Raw genomic sequence first — 16,551 nt, 5'->3', positions numbered from 1 at the left:
TTGTCTCCAAATTCTCTATTCCCTTACGGTAAGCCATCTTCTGGGCGTTTACGTGGGAATCTTAGTCTGCTAATTAGATAGAGACGCAAACAGAAGAAATCAGACGAGCCTGCTTTTTGGAGGACATTGAGGGATTTTATGATTGGGGACAATCATAAATCATACTTGTCAGACACAGGTTGTCAGTTCTTTAGCGCCAAGTTCATAATCGATCAGTAGGAGAAAGGTTACAAGATAGTGCTAAGGTAATAACTTGTACTTGTAACCCATAACTCTCACAGTTAGAAGTTAAAATCATCAAATCATCATTTTGCCTTGTGACTTTCTACTTTATTAACACTAGCAATCGCCGACGTTGATTTCCGCCCACTCTGTTAATCTTTGTTTGTCATCCAGAAATCATTGCTGCTGCATTTACATAAGTTAGTTCACGATTTATTGAATAAATGTAATCAATTAATTAGTTATCATAAATTTGTCTAATCCAATACCAAAAATATTAAAGATGATTGCATACAGTAGTAAGTCTATGGATGCTTTGCCTAAATAAATAACAGTGGATTTTGCATCTTCGCTGGTATTTTCTGTGCCTTGTGTCTATTAAAGTCGAATGACTAAGAACTCATCTAAAAAATTTCCCAGTTTCCAGTCTTGACTTTGGATGTATAAAATATACATTGATATATACATTAATAAATATTTGCCTATAAAGGTTTGATCGCTACTCTGCCAACAGCATGTGACTATTATTTTGACTCGAAAGGCCAAATGATTTTTAGAGAGCGCCTTTTTACCAAGCTGTGAAGGCCGGTTTTCGATCCACTCTGCGGCAAGCCCTTCTCCTGTAGTTAACACTCTTGCTAGCTTGCTTTCTCTTTCTGATGTTCAAGTACTCGCAAAGCTACCGCTAGCGCTGTCTCAACACAGAAGCATCTACGGGTTCATCACTTGTTGACTCTGATACAACCACGTAAATACAGACCTGTACACGGAACTTTGGCTAATGACACCGGATATGCTGATGACCCCGGAAAAAATTTTCTTGGACGGAAAAACTTTTATTCCTGCCGAACAATTACCTATCCCAGAGTGGCCTTGTGTTGTCAGTGAAAGACAACAGCCAACCCTAACGGTTAAAGATGATGATTTATTTTTCGTCACAGATACTATCGGGAACATTTCTGGCTGTTCCCTGAATGATGGCAATCCCAGTATGGGACTGTTTTGTTGTGATACGCGATTTCTCAGTCGCCTAGAGTTACAAATTGAAGGGCGATCGCCTGTACTCCTCAGTAGTACTGCTGAGAAAGGGTTTTCACTCTCAGTTTTGTGTACTAACCCCAGAATCGATGAATCCTTGAGAGCCGAGACTGTAGGGATTCGCCGGGAAATAGTACTCAATGGAGCGCTATTTGAAGAAATAGAGGTATCTAACTACAGTACAACTACCGTCAGTTTTGAACTAAGTCTCAGCTTTGATGCAGATTTTGTCGATTTATTTGAAGTCCGGGGTTATGACAGAGAAAAACGGGGTAGGCTTTTACGCCTAGTGGAACCGACGCTTGAAGAAGGAGCAGTTTCTATTGTTGATAGCGCCTCGTTACCAGCTCAACCTCCCGCGCCGAAGGAAGAATTTTTGACACTCGCCTATCAAGGTCTAGATGGTTCGATAATGGAATCGCGTATCCAATTCCAGCATCGGCGGCCAGACAGTTTTAAAGGTTACACTGCGGTTTGGCAACTAGAGTTGGCTTCTCACGAAACCCAAAAGTTGGGTTATCGAGTCAATATGTTGAAAAACAACAAATCTAGTTCCACCGTGAGCGCAGCTTTTACTCTAGTACAAGCGAAAGCCGCCGAGTTGATGGAGGAGCAAAACTGGGTACAACAAATTACACGGATTAGCTCCGATAAGAGTATTTTCAATCGAGTTATTGAACGCGCTGAGCAAGATATGTATTTGTTGCGCCAGTCTTTTGGCAAGTATAAGACTGTCTCTGCTGGAGTGCCTTGGTTTTCTACACTGTTTGGGCGGGATTCTCTGATTACAGCTTCTCAAAGCCTAATGTTAAACCCGCAAATAGCTAAGGAAACTCTAATTTTACTAGCAGCACACCAAGGTCAAACAGACGATGAATGGCGTGAAGAGGAACCAGGTAAGATTTTACACGAGTTGCGCTTGGGGGAAATGGCTCGTTGTCAAGAAATTCCCCATACACCCTACTACGGTACAATCGATGCCACTCCTCTGTGGTTGATGCTATATGCCGAATATTATGCTTGGACTCACGACCAAGAAATTCTAGAGCAACTTTGGCCTAATGCTCTAGCAGCAATGGAGTGGATTGATCGCAATACCAAACAAGGTAGCTATCTTAGCTATTACCGTAAATCTAAACGCGGTCTTGCTAACCAAGGCTGGAAAGATTCTGGCGATTGTATTGTAGACCGCAAAGGAGAACTAGCTAACGGCCCAGTTGCCCTTTGTGAGGTGCAAGCTTACGTTTATGCTGCTAAAATGCGCCTAGCAGAAATAGCTAGGATGAAGAAGCGGCTCGATCTAGCAGATCGTTGGCAAGAAGAGGCTAGAAATCTCAAGGTTCGTTTCAACAAAGACTTCTGGATGGAAGACCAGGATTTTTGCGCTTTAGCTTTAGATGGAGACGGCAAGCTAGTAGATAGTATTACCTCAAATCCAGGTCACTGTCTGCATTTGGGTATCTTTACACCCGAAAAAGCTTATAGTGTGGCAGAGCGATTGCGAGCACCGGATATGTTTAATGGTTGGGGTATTCGCACTCTAAGTAGTATGTCACCGGCTTATAATCCGATGGGCTATCACATTGGTTCAGTTTGGCCCCACGATAACGCCTTAACTGCAATGGGATTGCGATCGCTTGGCCTAATCGATCAAGCCCTAGAACTTTTCCAAGGCTTATTCGACATGACCAGTCAGCAGCCCTATCAACGTCCTCCAGAACTCTTCTGTGGCTACGAACGCAATGGTGATAATGCCCCTGTACAGTATCCTGTTGCTTGTACTCCGCAAGCCTGGGCTACTGGCAGTATCTTTCAACTACTGCAAATGATGGTCAACTTAGTGCCTGACGCCCAAAATAACTGCTTGCGAATTATCGACCCCGCTTTACCAGAATCGATTAATCGCCTGTCCTTCCATAATTTGCGAGTAGGTGCAACCATTCTCGATTTGGAATTTGAGCGTTCTGGTGGTACTACTGCTTGTCGTGTTGCTAAAAAACGGGGCAATCTCCGGGTAGTAATTGAAGCATAGGAAGGGAGTTAGGAGTAGGGAGTGGTAAATTATCTACTCCCAATTTTATGCTGCGGGGCGATCGCCTACCAGCATAAGGGCACAAATTGTGATTGTGCTGGATGCCCGTAGGTGAAAAATCTTGAGATATGTAGAGCTATCAATGTAATTGTGCCAAAGCTCTAGAAACTGATCCTTTCAAGTTATCGCACTCGTTGACCAGCCTCATGACAACTTTGCCAAAGTAGTCTATGTCGATTAGGTTCATCTCAGCATTGTGCATAATTAAGAAAACGTGCTGCCCATCAAGTTCTTCTATGCACGTACTGGGTTGCTTTGTTGAGCTGCTGACTGCGACCAGAGGATTGAAAACTACCGCCCAGTAGCTTCACTGAGTGCTTCACGAATTATCTGATCACTCACACCATGCCGTTTCAGGCTCGCAATCAATGTAGAAACAGTATCACCTTCAAGTCGCTCAAGATCAACTCTAAGGTTCTTTCGTAGAGACGTTGCAATGCAACGTCTCTACAGTCAACGATAATTGGTCGTTTTACCTTACAATTACAATTCAGGGCTTGAATCTTGATGCGTGCCAGAACCTTGCAATACTCACCTGTTTCTTATCCTCCTCAACCCGATAAATGATGCGATACGGCTTTAGGATTAACTGGCGAATATCAGGTTCATCAAATTCAGAAACCTTTTGACCTTTAAATGGAAATTGGCTAAGTTCTTTCGTTTTCTCCAATAAATGCTGACCAATTTTCCTGACTGCTTCAGGATTGTCCTGAGTGATGTACCGGACGATAATTTCTAAATCTCCAAGTGCTTTTGGCGAAAGAATTACTTAGTAGTCCATGCATCGATTAAGTGTTCAACCTGCTCAACCGGAATGCCTTGCCCTTGATCAATTTGGTCAAACCCTTCCCGTATAGCTGCAATAAACTCTATTTTCTGAACAATTTCTCGTAAAGTTACATCTTGGGGTAAATGTTTCACCAACTCAATAACAGCTTCTTTGTCACTCATAGCAACTTAAACCTATGTCAAGTAGACAATAAAATTTTAACTTACCAGCTTATGGACGCGATCGCCTACAAGTTCAAGGATGGTAAGAAATTTCTGCTAAGAGAAGGGTTAAGGATGTAAAAACAACAATAATTTACACCCAAACTCCCAATTCCTAAATCTTATGCTTCTTCTGAATTTTCGCTTTTATGTCCTGGGGATGATTCGTAAAGGGCATCCAACTGTTGGCGAGCATCGTCAACATTAATTGAACGCATGACTAAAAGTGGCTCTTTAATTAAATTGCCCGCGTTATCTAATAACTCTGGATGAGGTATAAACTGTTGTCTTGATGCGAGATAACCAAAATTACCTTGATTACCCATTCTTGAAGAATTTGTCGGATAAGTCCGCTCTCGATCAAAACTGAACATAATCAGGTTACGAATTAAGTTAGCAACAGCGATAAATGCAAGGATAGTAAAAGCAAGAATGTAAAGCAGGTGTAACATCGGATTTTCCTCCAGAGCAGCAATTTTTAAAACTTTATATTTTAACGCCTTGCTTCGCCGACACTGTGGCTCACAATGGTAGCGAATATTTGATGCACTCTATGTGTGTGCGTTTGCGTTTATTATTGAGGCAAATTGTCAACCGTTATTCCACTTACGGTAACATAGGATACATTATTTTGTTAATCCGAACGATGTTAAGACAATGTTAAGGATTCTGTACTCTTTCTTCGACTTGTATACTGTCTTGCTATTGTCAAGTAGTTTGCCGAATTTTCAATAGATGCAACCAGCCTCAAACTTCATGAGACTGACGAAAGCGCATTGCCACATTCCAGCATTCCGTTACCAATTGATGCCAAGGTATTAACGTTGCCATTTCAATCCCGACTTGCCCATCAGTGGCAGCAAATAGCATCTTCGCCGTATTTAATTCATCTTGCGCTTGCTTAACTCGCAAAAGCAAGTCCGATTGCTCCTGGTCACTCATAAATGAAATGTGTTCGGTTTCCAGCAAATTGCGCGATCGCGTAAACCAGTACTGAAAATCGTCCAGCAGAGGTTCCAAAACCGTTTTTAGCAACTCAGTCCCCGGTAAATTAGAGTCTCGCATAAATGAGAAGCATACTTCCAACTTTATTACTAATATTAACGTTATTTACGATTCTTAACACTTTTCTCATTTATCTCATAACTCATATAAAAAATATTTTTTGTAACAAAAGATACATTTTGTATTGTATGGTCTGACAGAGGGTTTTGTACAGATCCCTGAGAGATATGTCTATATACCCGCAGGTATAGCTGCTAACGAATTGCAATCAAAAATAAGAAAGGAGGTATTAGAGGTTAAACTTGTAATTTATGATGGTAAAGCGATTAAGTCTTTTAATCAATATGTCAATAGACATCTATAAATTCTTGCACCGCTTTTCTAGGAGATGCTATACGTAGCTTACTTCTTTGCATGAATACGCAGATTCATTTAATCAAATATAAATTTCTACATTTTTTTAATACAAATTAATTCAGCAGTTGGAATATTAAGCCAAACTTACAGAAATTAAAATAGTTATAGTTGAAGAAGCTTACATATCAAAATGTTCTACATTTTATTGTGAAGTAATGGCAGCACTCAAAAATTAGGTGATTCAACGTATAAAAAGAGAAATGTTTAAGACAGCCACAGGTAAACTAATTAATGCTTAATACTAATTTAACCAGACTGTTGTGATGCTATGCATCCAGTATAGGTAAAAGCGTACAAACCTAGAAAGTATACCCATGTTATATTTGGGTAGATTTTCAGAACTCGAACTTAGTAAATCATCTTTTGTAATCACTTCGCTAATAGTTCAGCAACCAATGTCGCCAAAATCATCTTCAAATCCCGCTGATCAAAACTTAGAGCTTGAACAACCTAAAAAAATGTATTTACCTCGTACCAGCGAATCGGAGAATTTAAAAAAGATTCGCCACACTGCTTCCCATGTGATGGCAATGGCAGTACAAAGGCTGTTTCCCAAAGCGCAAGTTACAATTGGGCCTTGGATTGAAAATGGTTTTTACTATGACTTTGACAATCCAGAACCATTTAGCGAAAGTGATCTCAAAGCCATCCAGAAAGAGATGGTAAAGATTATTAATCGCAAACTGCCAGTTATTCGCGAAGAAGTCAACCGCGAGGAAGCCGAACACCGGATTAAGGAAATTAAAGAACCTTACAAGCTAGAAATTCTGGCAGATATTAAACAGGAACCAATCACGATTTACCACCTGGGAAATGAATGGTGGGATTTATGTGCTGGGCCTCATTTAGAAAACACCAGCGAATTACACCCGAAAGCAATTGAATTAGAAAGCGTTGCTGGCGCTTATTGGCGTGGGGATGAAACCAAGGCTCAGCTACAACGCATCTACGCTACTGCTTGGGAAAACCCAGAACAACTTGCTGAGTACAAGCGACGCAAAGAAGAAGCACTGCGGCGAGATCACCGAAAACTTGGTAAGGAACTGGGATTATTTATATTTTCTGACCAAGTGGGCCCAGGTTTACCCTTGTGGACGCCTAAAGGTACGCTGTTGCGAAGTCTTTTGGAAGATTTTCTGAAGCAGGAACAAATAAAACGCGGATACCAACAGGTTGTCACCCCTCACATTGCCAGAGTGGATTTATTTAAAACCTCTGGACACTGGCAGAAATATAAAGACGATCTCTTCCCAATGATGGCGGAGAGTGAGGAAGCGGCGGCACAAGAACAAGGCTTTGTTCTCAAAGCTATGAATTGTCCCTTCCACATCCAAATATATAAGAGTGAGTTACGCTCTTATCGGGAACTACCGATGCGACTGGCGGAATTTGGTACCGTTTATCGCTACGAGCAATCAGGGGAATTGAGTGGTTTAACGCGAGTACGCGGTTTCACCGTGGATGATTCTCACCTCTTCGTCACTGAAGAACAGCTAGACAGCGAATTCCTCAGAGTTGTGGATTTGATTTTGTCAGTTTTCAAAAGTTTACAACTGAAGAACTTTAAAGCTAGGCTCAGTTTCCGCGATCCAGCTAGTGATAAGTATATCGGGTCAGATGAAGCGTGGGAAAAAGCCCAAAGTGCTATTCGTCGTGCTGTCGAACAATTGGGGATGGAGCATTTTGAGGGTATTGGAGAAGCAGCGTTTTATGGCCCTAAACTTGACTTTATCTTTAGTGATGCTTTAGGGCGGGAATGGCAATTAGGGACTGTGCAAGTAGATTACAACTTGCCAGAACGCTTTGATTTGGAGTACGTCGCGGAAGATGGCGATCGCAAACGGCCAGTAATGATTCACCGTGCGCCTTTTGGTTCACTGGAACGGTTGATTGGTATCTTAATTGAAGAGTATGCTGGGGATTTTCCTTTGTGGTTAGCGCCAGTACAAATTAGATTGCTACCAGTGGGTGAAGCACAGCTAGATTTTGCTCAAGATGTGGTAGCGAAGATGAGAGCGTTGGGTATGCGTGCAGAAGTCGATATTAGTGGCGATCGCTTAGGTAAACAGATTCGCAATGCTGAGAAAGAAAAGATACCTGTGATGGCGGTAGTGGGAGCTAAAGAAGTTGAAACTAACACCTTGAGTATCCGTACCCGCGCCTCTGGGGAGCTTGGAGCTATAGCTGTAGATGAGGTAGTAGAAAAGATGAAGCAAGCGATCGCAAACTTCGAGAACTTCTAGCCAAAAAACGTAATTTAACTAACAGTTTTATAGCTGGAATGCCTGCTACTATAACCATTTGGTAGCAGGTATTTTTTAAAGCCGCTCAATTATCTTGGCATTTTCTGGCAATTTTGCATCTCGTTGACCAACCGAACGCGCTCTAGCAGTGAATAAACCAATGGGAGTATTTAATATATCTACAAGCGTGGCTTTACCTGCGATCGCCTTTACACTTTCTTTCGGTACTTCCTTCAATAACCAACGTGTTAAGCGATAACCGCATTCTTGAAGTGTAATCTCTCGCATCAACTCGACACCATGCAAATCGTGCAAATAACGATTTGAGCGTCCATAGCGCCGCCATTGACTTTGCAGTTCCTTGAGTGTGGCGCGGTGGCGGTGCTGAACAATCGCTTCTGGGGCAAATTCTAAACGCCCGATGTTTTCCAAGAGAATCCGCCAGCATATATCTGCGTCGCCACCACTTGTAAGATAAGGACGAAATAAACCTGCTTTTTCCAAGGCGATACGTCGAATTGCTAAATTAGCAGTTTGACCGTAGGGATGAAAGGAATGGCCAAGAGTATGCTTTTGTGATAGGGTTTCTTGACGCTCTGCGTGTTGTTCTAAGAGAGTTTTGCCTGGTAGTGCCACAATTTCCCCTGCGACAATTACCACTTCTGGGTTGACAAAAGGTTGAATTAATGCTTTTAACCATTGTGGTTGTGGACGGCAATCAGCATCAGTAAAAACCACAATTTCGCCCGTTGCAGCGCGAATCCCAGCGTTGCGAGCAGCGTAGGAGCTTTGAATTTGGTTTTCGCTTAATGGGTGAATTTTGATTGGGCAGTTTTCAGCAGATGTTTTTAGAAAGGTGAGAGTGCGATCGCTGCTATTATTGTCTACCAGTAAATACTCTACCCGGTCTTTGGGATAAGTTTGAGACAACAGACAGGAGAACAAATCGGGTAAATCTGCCTCACCATTATAAATAGGTACAACCACCGACACATGTGGCAAGAAGCTGTTGGCGGTGGTTGTATTAATTGGCTGATGATTCATAATCCTGAGATTTTGGAGTTGGGATTACTATGTAGTATTCCCAATCCAAGATTCGGTATCAAAATTTCAGGTCGTTGGCGCGATCGCTCAGAGGTAGGGAAGAGGAAGGACGATTGACCGGAGGTTGAGCAAAATTACCACCAGATAGAACTGCGATCGCGCGAGCATATTGCGGATCACTCCTAGTTCCAATTAAATTTGGATTAGAAGCCAGCTGACGCTCTTGTGGCTCTGTCAAGTCTACCTTAATATCTGGCGTAATTCCCTTGTGGTTAATATCCGTTCCTTTGGGAGTGTAGTAATGGGCAATGGTTACTGCTAAACCAGAACCATCTGAGAGTTCATGAACTGACTGGACTAGAGCTTTGCCAAAAGTTTGACCACCAACAACTACCGCCCGCCTGTTATCCTTGAGCGCTCCTGTGAGGATCTCGCTAGCACTAGCTGAATTACCATCTACCAATACCACCAAAGGACGATTTGTCAAAGCAGTGCGATTCGCTTTAGTTTCTTCACTTCCTCCCTGGCGGTCTACGGTCTTGACAATTCCGCCATTATCCAGCCACATCCGCGCAATTTCAATGCTCGCCTGCAACAAACCGCCAGGATTACCGCGTAAATCCAACACATAAGCATCAGCTTTCTTAGTGTTCAAATCACGGATAGCTCGTTGCATTTGCTCTGCGGCATGGGCACTAAACTCTCGCAAACTAATATAACCAACGCGTCGATTTCCTTCTTGTTTAAGGGTATAGCGTACTGTTGGCACTTCAATAGTTGCTCTTGTCAACTTCAAATTAACAATATTTTGTCCCGTCCGTCCCAACCGCAACGTTATGGGAGTTCCTGCTTTACCGCGAATTAGCTTGGAGGCGTCATCCACTTTCATCTTGAGAGTGGGTTTGCCGTCAATTGCCAAAATTTCGTCGCCTGCTTTGATCCCAGCTTTCAGCGCTGGAGAATTTTCTATAGCTTCAACAACGGTGAGTCGCTTAGTCTTTTCGTTTAGCTCCATCCGAATACCAATTCCAGAGACTTCCCCAGACGTTTGGTTCGTCAGAGCTTCATACTGTTTGGGATCCATAAACCGTGTGTAAGGATCTCCCAACTTTTGCAAAGCTTCACGGATGGCAGTGTAAGCTTCTTCACGAGAAGTATAGTCTTTACTTAACAGGCTTTGCCTGGTTGCTTGCCAATCTTGTTGATTAAATTTACCATCAACATATTCACGGTTCACCACTTGCCAGGCTTGGTCAACAATCGCTTTGGGGCTATCTTGCAGGGCTAGGGCGGCGCGAACGCAGCGAGTCCAAGCAGGGCCAAACACGGAAATAGCAGCGGTTGTAGCGATCGCTCCCCCAATCAAGGCTACCTGGAGCGGCGAGTAACTTTTCGCAGATTGGTTCATGTATATCAGCTGGAATAATTGTGTTGTTGACAGTTTAGCAATCAGGCTTTCCAGAAATTTTTAAGTTTTTATACTCCAAAATCGGCTATACTCTCTTCACCATTTTTCTATTTAAATGATGCTGAAAATACTGCATTAGTTGTTAACAATCATTTCTGAGTTTGCTAGTCTTTTCCGGAAGGCTATACTGACCATGTGACACTTTAATCAGCGTCATTTTTGCAGTCTAGATTACTTTTATAAGATAGCACTTTGATCTTTTAATTGCAGTACTGTCAGACAGCCATAGAATCAGCTTTCTTCACTTAAGTCATGAAACGCAAATTTACCATCAAATCATCAATCCCAAGTAGAGGAAAATTCGGTAACCTGTGGCAATTGTTACAACAATTAGTTTGGGGATGGTGCCTGATCTTGGGCGGTTGGCTAATTTGTACTACCATAACCTTATTTTTTGCTGCTTCTAGGCCAGTAGATGCGTTTTTTGTGCTTGGTGGCAGTATTCGTCGGGAAATCTATGTTGCTCAACAAATAAGACAATATCCGCAAACTCCAATTTTAATCTCTCACGGTTCCCCAGACCCATGTTTATGGCTAATTTTTCAGCGAGAAGCAGTAAGTTTACAAAAAGTTTGGTTAGAAAAGTGTGCTAATTCTACCTTTGAAAATTTTTATTATGGTATTCCGATTTTGCGTCATTGGAAGGTGCATAATATAAGACTGATTACTTCCCAAACTCACTTACCAAGAGCCAAATGGATGGCACAAATTCTCTTGGGCGCTCATGGTATTTGGGTAGATTTCGACATTGTTCGCGAGCAAGGTATTCCTGGTAATCGTGAGTTTTGGCAAAAAACAGTACTGGATTTAACGCGCAGCTTCTTTTGGGCGATTTTTAGTCAAATTATTCAGCCGCAATGTACTGCAAATGTCACAAGACTTACGCAAGTGGATATGTCAGCGTGGCAGCATCGAGGTTTTAAATGTGAACGCCAAGGGGAAGTAGCGAGATGAAAGCGGGGAGAATGAATAATTGGCAATATTTGGTATTGTTGAAAACAAGCTCGGATTGATGAGAGAAATTCAGTTGGCTATCCAGGTGAATATGCGATCGCAACAATGCAGAACAACTTGTTTATCCATCTTAGAAAGTGCTGCACGATTTTTATGAATCTCTTGGTATCAAAGAACAAGATGTCAAATCGTACCAATTTTTGCTCATAAATAATAATGGCACATACAAATCCTCTTGAATCTATAAGTACAGGAGGATTTGATTTTTATATTTGATATAAGTTCGACATTCTACTTCTTGCAAAAGTCGTTTTTTGCAGTTTTCTTTGAGCTTTTGAGTGAGTGTTGTAAATATTACAATTGGTTATAAACGACAATAGTTATAAAGAGTCTGTAAAAAATTAATTGTTAAGTAAGGAGGTCTAAAGAAATTCAAGTTTGCAGTTACCGCTTTAGCCCTAATTACAAGCTAGAAAGCATTTTCTCTTCGTTGATGTCTACTTATTTTGTATATATATTTTATACAGACAATTATTAGCTGCATATCTGCTGCATGACAAATAATCTCTGTAAATATCCGTAAATATTCGCTTTTCAGGGTAACATAGTGAAGCAGCGCCATTGATTTTTACTGCTTTATTTAGTAAAGAGTTGTGACACACGTTTGGGAAAGATGAGTAAACTAATTCCAGCCATAAGAGTCAAAAACCTCAACTTTTATTACGACACACAAAAAATGTTTGAAGGCGTGTCAATGGATATTTACCAAAACCAAGTTACGGCAATTATTGGTTCTAGTGGTTGTGGCAAGTCTACTTTTCTTAAAGTCCTAAATCGCATGAGTGAATTGGAAAAAGAAGTGAAAGTAGAAGGCAGGGTAGAATTTTTTGGACAGAATATTTATGAGCGTCGCGTCAATTTAAATAGATTACGCCGCCAAATTAGTATGGTTTTCCCCAGACCAAATCTTTTCCCTATGAGCGTTTACGATAATGTTGCCTATGGGGTGAAATTAGTGGGATGGCGTCCGAAAGTAGAATTAGATGAGATTATCGAATCTGCTATAAAAGCTGCCGATCTTTGGGATGAAATAAAAAATAAACTGCATAAATCTGCTTTGGAGCTTTCTGGAGGTCAACAGCAACGACTGTGCATTGCTCGTGCTTTAGCAGTTAAACCGAAAGTTCTCTTGATGGATGAGCCTTGTTCAGGTCTTGATCCGATCGCCAGCATGAAAATTGAGAATCTAATCCATAGTTTGCGCTCTGAATTGACAATTGTGATTGTGACTCATAGTATGCCGCAAGTTACTCGCCTCTCTGATTTCACGGCTTTCTTTTATAGCAATGAAAATCGCGTTACTCAATTGCTTGAATTTGGTACTACAAATAAAATCTTTACCAACGCCCTGGATTCTCGTACCCGCGACTATGTTTTAGCGCGTATTAGTTGAAGTTTTTGTTGGGGTTATTTAGATTTGATTTACACAATCTATATTCAAGTAAACTTAGTCAGCTTTCACTTGATATTACGAGTCAGGAAACCCAATGCCACTTGCTTCAACTAATTTTTATAGAAACTAGAGGAGAAAGAGACAGACGTAAATGTCTCCTTCTCCCCTAGAACCACTTAATCAGTGTCTTAAGAAAGCAAAATCAACGTCTTAAGAAAGCAAAATCAACAAAAATGCTATCTCTAAGCAGGTCGCCAGCGCTCTATTTTACCTGTGTACAAGCTTACGTAGTACAGATTTCCATCTGCTCCATTGCTAATTTGCACAGGTGATACTAAATCGGATGCAAACCGCCTAACTGAAACAACTTTGCCCTCACTGTTCAATGTCAAATTATCAATAGTTCCTCTACTCGCATCAGCGATAAACAAGGTATTTTGATAGATTGAGGGGAAAGTACTACCTGTGTAAAAATCACCTCCAACGACCGCACTACCGGGATCATCATTAGCATTAGAATGTTTGTAGGTATAAGTTGGTGCTGTGACTTTTGTGCCGCTATTGTAGAAAGCTGTCGCTGATGTCGCTGTACCTGGGTTAACAGCATATTGTGATTGTTTTAGGCTGACAACATTGCCGCTCGCATCAAGACCACCTTCAAAGTAAGGCCAGCCAAAGTTAGCTCCTTTTTTTCCAATATTGATCTCTTCCCAATTCCGCCAACCTACGTCACCAATGACGGGAGTATTGTTCCGTGCATCTATGGTGAAGCGGAAGGGGTTACGCAGACCGGAATTATAGACCTTGGAACGGTTGCTATTGGGATCTCCGTTGTAGTAAGGATTATCGGTTAAGCCTGCACCAGTAATTGGGTTAATGCGTAGCATCTTGCCCGACAGATTATTGACATCCTGGACGCGAATTGCTCGTGGATCTTCCCGGTTGTAGGAAGTACCATCGCCGATGCTAACAAATAGAGAGCCATCAGTACCAAACTGTAGACTACCAACTGAGTGAGATTCACTATCGGTCGCTATAAAATCTTGGACGTTTGTGATGTTGTTGAGATTGTTTAGATAATCTTGAGTGTTGGCAAATAGCTTGCCAGTAGTTTTGTTGAGAATTCCTGATGGTGCCAAGTTACCTGTATTGTTAGTACTGACATTTGTGCTGTTACCATCTGGACGACTGATGTACTGCCAAATGCTGTTTTTGCCTAACAGGGTAACTTCGCTGTTAGCGATCGCAGTAGTGTAGTTGGTTTTAGCGTCCGCTGTCACTCGAATTAACCGAGCGGCACGGTTGCCAGCCTTGTCTGGATCGTCCAATGTGCTGCTGGTTTTGTTTGTATAAACTTCTGCTGGATCGTAGGTGAATAACAGATAAACGTATGGGGTTTTGGGGAAATCTGGATGTACAGCAATGCCTAACAGACCGCGATCGCGCGTATTATTTACCTGTTGAGAAATATTGATAAATGGCGTTGATAGTAAAGTGCCATTTTCAAATACCTTCACCACCCCATCTTTTTGGGCAATGAACATGCGTTTATTGTCAGGTGTCCAATCAAAAGCTGTAGGATTGTTCAACCCGGAGACCACAGTCTCTTTAATGAAGCTACCAGGGTCATCATCAATGATGGTAATGACAGACGTGTCTTTGCTAGTTAGTTTTGCCCCAATTGCATTACTTAATTTCAAATTGAACGTTTCATTTGGTTCTCCAACGGTGTCATTAATGATGGGGATAGCGATCGTCTTACTGATTTGTCCGGCTGCAAAATTCAAGGTTCCAGATACAGCCTTGTAATCAGATCCAACTTTTGCAGTCCCATCCACAGTTTTGTAATCTACACTAGCCGTTGCTGAACTGTTACCCCGTGTAACTGTCACAGTAGCAGTACCATCTTTCTCGTTCACTACTGGCGCAGAGATATTGAGGTCAGTGCCATCGTCATCTTGAATCGTAATTGTGGTAGTTCTCTGAATTCCTAGAGTTGCCCCTTCTGGCTGATCAATGACGAAACTGAAGGTTTCATTTGGTTCTGGTAATGAATCATTCAGAATAGGAATCTTGACCTGTCTGCTACTTTCTCCAGCTGCAAAGATGATTGTCCCGGCGGTTTGAGTATAGTCAACCCCTGCTGTAGCACTCTCAGCAGTGGTGGAATACTTAACTGAAGATATCCCTTTTAAATCACCACTTCGCAGTAAAGTAATGCTCACACTACCATCTGATTCGCGTACAGTTCCAGGAGATGAGCCTAATGTGATGGTGGGTTCAGAAGTTGGTGAATAAAGTTGTGACTGAGGAATAATTTCCTTAGTCTGAGAAGAACTTGACCAAGCGAGTTTAGCAACTCCTTCATATCTATCTTCGTAGTACTCCATCTTAATGTCGTACTTCTGACCTGCAACCAGTGTGATTGTGCCGCTCGATTCTGTGGGGCGTTGGTTAACAAAGTTGTTGATAATTTGTTGACCATTCACCGACAGTCGTACACCATCATCAGCAGTGGTGTAGAAGGTGTAGGTTTCGCTGTACTTGGCTTGCACCTGACCTGTCCAGCGCACCGAGAAGGTATCTGCACCTACCGATGTCGCAGGCGAACCGCTACCCCAGTCAAAGTTCACCCCTGCATCTGTACGAGTTAGCTTCAGGTTGGTGAAGTCTTTGTTGTCGTAATATTCTCCTTTTAATCCTGTACCCGTACCTACCGGGGCTGTGGGAGTTGTGGGAGCTGCACTATAAAGTTGTGACTGAGGAATAATTTCCTTGGTCTGAGAAGAACTTGACCAAGCGAGTTTAACAACTCCTTCATATCTATCTTCGTAGTACTCCATCTTAATGTCGTACTTCTGACCTGCAACCAGTGTGATTGTGCCGCTCGATTCTGTGGGGCGTTGGTTAACAAAGTTGTTGATAATTTGTTGACCATTCACCGACAGTCGTACACCATCATCAGCAGTGGTGTAGAAGGTGTAGGTTTCGCTGTACTTGGCTTGCACCTGACCTGTCCAGCGCACCGAGAAGGTATCTGCACCTACCGATGTCGCAGGCGAACCGCTACCCCAGTCAAAGTTCACCCCTGCATCTGTACGAGTTAGCTTCAGGTTGGTGAAGTCTTTGTTGTCGTAATATTCTCCTTTTAAGCCATTTCCACTAGCGAGTGTGCTATCGCTAGCTCTAGCGGTTACGACTGATTTTTGTTCAGTTGTATCTAAAGGCGATTGAGTAGCAACCACTGAACTTGTCTTTGGATCAGTATTTAATAGACTATTAGAGTTAGGACTTGCAAGATTATTCATTGAGATATATGCCTCATAGCTACATTAAAACTGACACCCAAATGAATACTTTAGGGTGAGTTTTACATTGATTTCTTTGTAAAAATAAACGCCAATCTATAGTGTGGCAATTCTAGATTTGAGTTATGAAAATGTTTTTTCAGAAGACGCGCAGCAGTTTACAGCAGAGTATTGCAAGCACACAAACAAAGAAAAAATATCGTTTGACACATCATCTAGAACTACACAAAAATTTTGATTAGCCTGTTATCTTAATGAATCTAAATTTTTCCATCAGTGCCCACTTTTCTTCTAGTAGAAATTTACAATCTTTGGCA

At 41.9% G+C, this 16,551-nt stretch carries 12 protein-coding genes; 5 read left to right on the top strand and 7 right to left on the bottom strand.

Features of this window, described 5'->3' with window-relative positions; genetic code table 11:
- Window positions 1-1,003 precede the first annotated feature (1,003 nt).
- On the top strand, window positions 1,004-3,292 hold the full coding sequence (locus HCR01_RS00925) for an amylo-alpha-1,6-glucosidase (protein WP_193193645.1): 2,289 nt from the start codon (window positions 1,004-1,006) through the stop codon (window positions 3,290-3,292).
- Window positions 3,293-3,842: 550 nt separating this feature from the next.
- Here HCR01_RS00925 and HCR01_RS40655 read toward each other — a convergent pair.
- From HCR01_RS40655 to HCR01_RS00905, 4 genes are all read right to left on the bottom strand, one after another.
- Complete coding sequence (locus HCR01_RS40655; protein WP_193194212.1) at window positions 3,843-4,118, bottom strand: type II toxin-antitoxin system RelE/ParE family toxin; 276 nt, start codon at window positions 4,116-4,118, stop codon at window positions 3,843-3,845.
- Complete coding sequence (locus HCR01_RS00915; protein WP_193193643.1) at window positions 4,118-4,303, bottom strand: hypothetical protein; 186 nt, start codon at window positions 4,301-4,303, stop codon at window positions 4,118-4,120. The genes HCR01_RS40655 and HCR01_RS00915 overlap by 1 nt, the downstream gene beginning before the upstream one ends.
- Before the next feature lie 161 nt (window positions 4,304-4,464).
- Entirely contained in the window at window positions 4,465-4,794 is a 330-nt protein-coding gene (locus HCR01_RS00910) for a DUF2973 domain-containing protein (protein ID WP_191760005.1), read from the bottom strand.
- A gap of 295 nt (window positions 4,795-5,089) precedes the next feature.
- Window positions 5,090-5,407, bottom strand: a complete 318-nt coding sequence (locus HCR01_RS00905; RefSeq protein WP_193193641.1) for a DUF2605 domain-containing protein — start codon at window positions 5,405-5,407, stop codon at window positions 5,090-5,092.
- A 737-nt stretch (window positions 5,408-6,144) separates the two neighbouring features.
- On the opposite strand from HCR01_RS00905, the gene thrS reads away from it, so the two are divergent.
- Complete coding sequence (gene thrS, locus HCR01_RS00900; protein ID WP_413773914.1) at window positions 6,145-8,007, top strand: threonine--tRNA ligase; 1,863 nt, start codon at window positions 6,145-6,147, stop codon at window positions 8,005-8,007.
- Window positions 8,008-8,082: 75 nt separating this feature from the next.
- On the opposite strand, the gene HCR01_RS00895 is transcribed toward thrS, so the two are convergent.
- Both HCR01_RS00895 and ctpB read right to left on the bottom strand, forming a co-directional pair.
- The gene (locus HCR01_RS00895; protein WP_193193637.1) at window positions 8,083-9,051 is read right to left on the bottom strand and encodes a glycosyltransferase; all 969 of its coding nucleotides are present in this window, start codon (window positions 9,049-9,051) and stop codon (window positions 8,083-8,085) included.
- Between the two features lie 58 nt (window positions 9,052-9,109).
- Complete coding sequence (ctpB, locus tag HCR01_RS00890; RefSeq protein ID WP_193193635.1) at window positions 9,110-10,459, bottom strand: carboxyl-terminal processing protease CtpB; 1,350 nt, start codon at window positions 10,457-10,459, stop codon at window positions 9,110-9,112.
- 312 nt (window positions 10,460-10,771) lie between these two features.
- Here ctpB and HCR01_RS00885 point away from each other — a divergent pair, with 312 nt between their 5' ends.
- The 3 genes from HCR01_RS00885 (at window position 10,772) to HCR01_RS00875 (ending at window position 12,926) form a co-directional block, all read left to right on the top strand.
- Window positions 10,772-11,473, top strand: coding sequence for a YdcF family protein (locus HCR01_RS00885; protein ID WP_193193633.1), 702 nt, complete (start codon window positions 10,772-10,774; stop codon window positions 11,471-11,473).
- Window positions 11,474-11,492: 19 nt separating this feature from the next.
- Window positions 11,493-11,630 (top strand): hypothetical protein, encoded by a 138-nt coding sequence (locus tag HCR01_RS00880; protein WP_193193631.1) that lies wholly within the window; start codon window positions 11,493-11,495, stop codon window positions 11,628-11,630.
- Window positions 11,631-12,146: 516 nt separating this feature from the next.
- Entirely contained in the window at window positions 12,147-12,926 is a 780-nt protein-coding gene (locus HCR01_RS00875) for a phosphate ABC transporter ATP-binding protein (RefSeq protein ID WP_193193629.1), read from the top strand.
- 242 nt (window positions 12,927-13,168) lie between these two features.
- On the opposite strand, the gene HCR01_RS00870 is transcribed toward HCR01_RS00875, so the two are convergent.
- Window positions 13,169-16,234 carry a PA14 domain-containing protein gene (locus HCR01_RS00870; protein WP_193193627.1) on the bottom strand — a complete coding sequence of 1,022 codons (3,066 nt, stop codon included), beginning with the start codon at window positions 16,232-16,234 and terminating at the stop codon, window positions 13,169-13,171.
- Between the last annotated feature and the right edge of the window lie 317 nt (window positions 16,235-16,551).

Origin of the sequence: Nostoc sp. MG11 (assembly GCF_014904695.1) — a bacterium.
Lineage (GTDB): Bacteria > Cyanobacteriota > Cyanobacteriia > Cyanobacteriales > Nostocaceae > Komarekiella.
This window is presented reverse-complemented; position numbering and strand designations above follow the sequence as displayed.